The organism is Roseateles sp. P5_B10 (assembly GCF_056400485.1).
The window spans coordinates 1-2,875 of sequence record NZ_JBFULE010000678.1; the positions used below are offsets into that span (position 1 = coordinate 1).

3 protein-coding genes are annotated in these 2,875 nt (G+C 60.8%); all 3 read right to left on the minus strand.

Translation table 11 applies throughout. The features are described from left to right. The coding region (locus AC1DU6_RS25845) for a hypothetical protein (RefSeq protein WP_477860605.1) at positions 1-504 on the minus strand (504 nt) is incomplete at its 3' end. Positions 505-584: 80 nt separating this feature from the next. After that, positions 585-2,384: a M48 family metalloprotease gene (locus tag AC1DU6_RS25850; protein WP_477860607.1), complete on the minus strand. Its 1,800-nt coding sequence runs from the start codon at positions 2,382-2,384 to the stop codon at positions 585-587. After that, positions 2,384-2,875: hypothetical protein (locus tag AC1DU6_RS25855; RefSeq protein WP_477860609.1), on the minus strand; the 492-nt coding region annotated here is incomplete at its 5' end. The genes AC1DU6_RS25855 and AC1DU6_RS25850, both read right to left, overlap by 1 nt.

The following is a 2,875-nucleotide window of genomic DNA, read 5'->3' on the forward strand; positions in this document are numbered from 1 at the left end:
GAGTCGGCCCCATCCTGCCTGCCGCCACTCATCAATAGACCTCTGCGCATGAAGCTCGAACTCGGCCAGGAAAGCGGCGCTATGCGGCGGGATGGCATCGCCTGGGCTGTCAGAGTCGGACGGATAGTCGCTTACAACTAGCCGGATCTGCACGCGGCAATCAGGATGGAGCTTCCGAAGCCCCTCCCAGGCGTCGATCAATGGCTTGAGCAGACCTTCCGCACCAGTGAGGAGGGTGACGATGCGAAACGGGGCCGGAAACCTGGAGGTCTTGAATTRGTGCCCTATGACCAGGCCATCCAAACCTAGAACGAGGTCGTCAGCGATGCCAGCGGTTCGATCGGCTACTCCGACCCATAGCAGCTGCCCGCGCTCAAGCTCCGCATAGATGGCGGCTCCGGCCTGGTCGTATTGACCCATGTAGCCACGCATGGCTCGGCGCTCGCCTTCCGCAGGAGGGGTTGGGGATGAGCTCTTGGGTTCCAGGTTCTCGCTTTCGGCCATGCGTTCTTGTACCAAAGCTCGGACCCATGCGGCAGCTACTGAGTCGGCGATGCACCGTCGTGCTCAGCTACGCGCCGCTGCTACCCATCGACATCCGCAGCCACAGCACGCTTTTGCGCCATTGACCGCTCGGGAGCGGGAGTCTCCCGCGTCCCCAGCTTCAACAATGCGCCTGTTACGAGGACAGACAGAAGTGCCACCCATGCGGGCACGGCAAGGCGCACTGGTTCGACGAGCAACCACCAGTCGTCAGGAATCTCACCAAAAATCATGTCGTACAACTCGCTGCGGCGTGGATCGCGCCCGGCAATCAGTGCGACGCAGAACGTAGTCACGGCCGTCGTAAATGTCAGCGCTAGCTTGCTGCCCTGCAGCGGCAGCGAGCGCACCGCTGGACGAATCATCTTCATCGCAGCAGCCGTCAGAGGCACTGATACTAAGAACCACCAGCCGCTTAGCCCGTCGCCAGCTTTCCTGGCCAAGGCCCGCGCAACGATCAACGTGTCACTTCCCATCTCGGTCAGTGTCACGGTCACTTGGCTGAAGCCCGTGCCATTTGCCAGAGCGATGCCGTAGTGCGTCAGCAGGTAGCCGATTTCATAGAAGTTGATGCTCGTGATGCCGAGTGCACCGCAGGCCGCCGTCGCCAGCACGACCGCGCGCTTCCACCCGAGCTGACAGTTGAACCCACCCAGCACCAACATCGTCATGGCGCTGGCATACAACGCACTCACCGTGCAAACGAGAATCGCATGGTCAACGGCGCCGTTTAACAGGRGTGGTGTGATCGGGTTGAGCGGAAGCAAGAGCGCCAACACCACAGACCAAGCGAAGTAGCGCAGCTTCGGCGTGAAAAGTCGCTCGGGCGTCCGAATCAGGGCTAACCGTTCGCTTTCCGAGATATGCGTCATGTTGGGTGAGAGAAAGGACTGCGCCAAATCCCCTGCCGTTGACCGATGAAGCGCGGCGTCGGAAGCTAGATGTTTGGCAAACTTTTCGAGTCCCACCGTCCAAAGCGCGGCGCACAGATCAGCACGCACCTCCATCAGCGCAACGATGAAGCTGGCATACCGTCGAACGAACAGGTCGCCAATTACAAGCAGTAGGAAGCAAAGCGATGCAAGCGAAACGGTCGCCACGCCAAGTCGCAAGAGCCACCATCGCGGCTCACCGTGGATCAAACCTGCCGAGGTAAAAGAAACCAGGATCACCACGGAAGCGGCAACAGCGAAAGCTTTGCTGAGAGCCAGCGTCGAACGAATCCCGCCTAGCATGATGGACAGGCGGCGGAACGCGCGCGAGTCGCGGTGAACGATGTGCCCCATTTCGTGAGCCAGAATCAGGTCTCCCGTGAGGTCTCGCTTTGCGACCCGATCCCATAGAGCACTACTCACGAAGATGCAGTCACCTTCTACCCCCGTGCGCGCGTGTGCAGCGACCTGAAAGCCGCTGTACCAGACAACTTCCGGAGCAGCCTTCTCAGGGCCGCGCGCCGCCTGCCAGAGCCTGGAGACAGTTTCACAAAGAACCTGGCCCGCCACGCCCTTGGGTTGCCGACCCCGATCCGCCAGCTCGGCCTGCGCCTGTGCGTCGGCACGCACGGCGTTGCRGCTGCCAGCAATGAAGCGTGCGAGGAGYAGGACGGCCACGAATACCGTCAGCCAACCATATGCGACTTGAACTCCAGGATCTTTGGCGCCATTCCAGAGCGCGCCGATTGACTGGAACACCTCGTAGGTCGCGAAGGTCACCAGCACGACTGGCAGGCCGACAGCGACGATTGGCACTGCGATGACAGCGAAGACTCCGACATGAACCCATATCTCGGCACCCAGGCTCAGCAGGAGCGCTTCTCGTGCCTGCGGCTGGCGCCTGATCATCAGTCCTTTGCCTGAGCCTTAAGGGCAGCGTTCATCTCAGGAGAGCGCATGGCCGCGATCAGTGCGTCAACCTGTTGCATGGACAGCCCTTGCGTATCGCCGGCTTTCCTGAGCAGCTTCTCGAAGTCCGCCTTTACTTGCGGCTGTTCGTCCCCGGACCAGAGCCAGTTCAATAACTTTGCCGCATGCTCGTAGGTCGTGTCTGCTAGCTTGCCGCCGGCCCTCTCACCCAACTTCTTCAGGTAAGCCGCCCACAGCCCCTTGGCCGCTTCTATGAGCACAGGTACAAGAATGGCGCCGGCCAACTCCATCCCGAAGTCACCGGCGGCTTTACTGAGCAGCTTCTCGTAGTGCGCCTTTACTTGCGGCTGTTCGTCCCCGGACCAGAGCCAGTTCAATAACTTTGCCGCATGCTCGTAGGTCGTGTCTGCTAGCTTGCCGCCGGCCCTCTCACCCAACTTCTTCAGGTAAGCCGCCCACAGCCCCTTGGC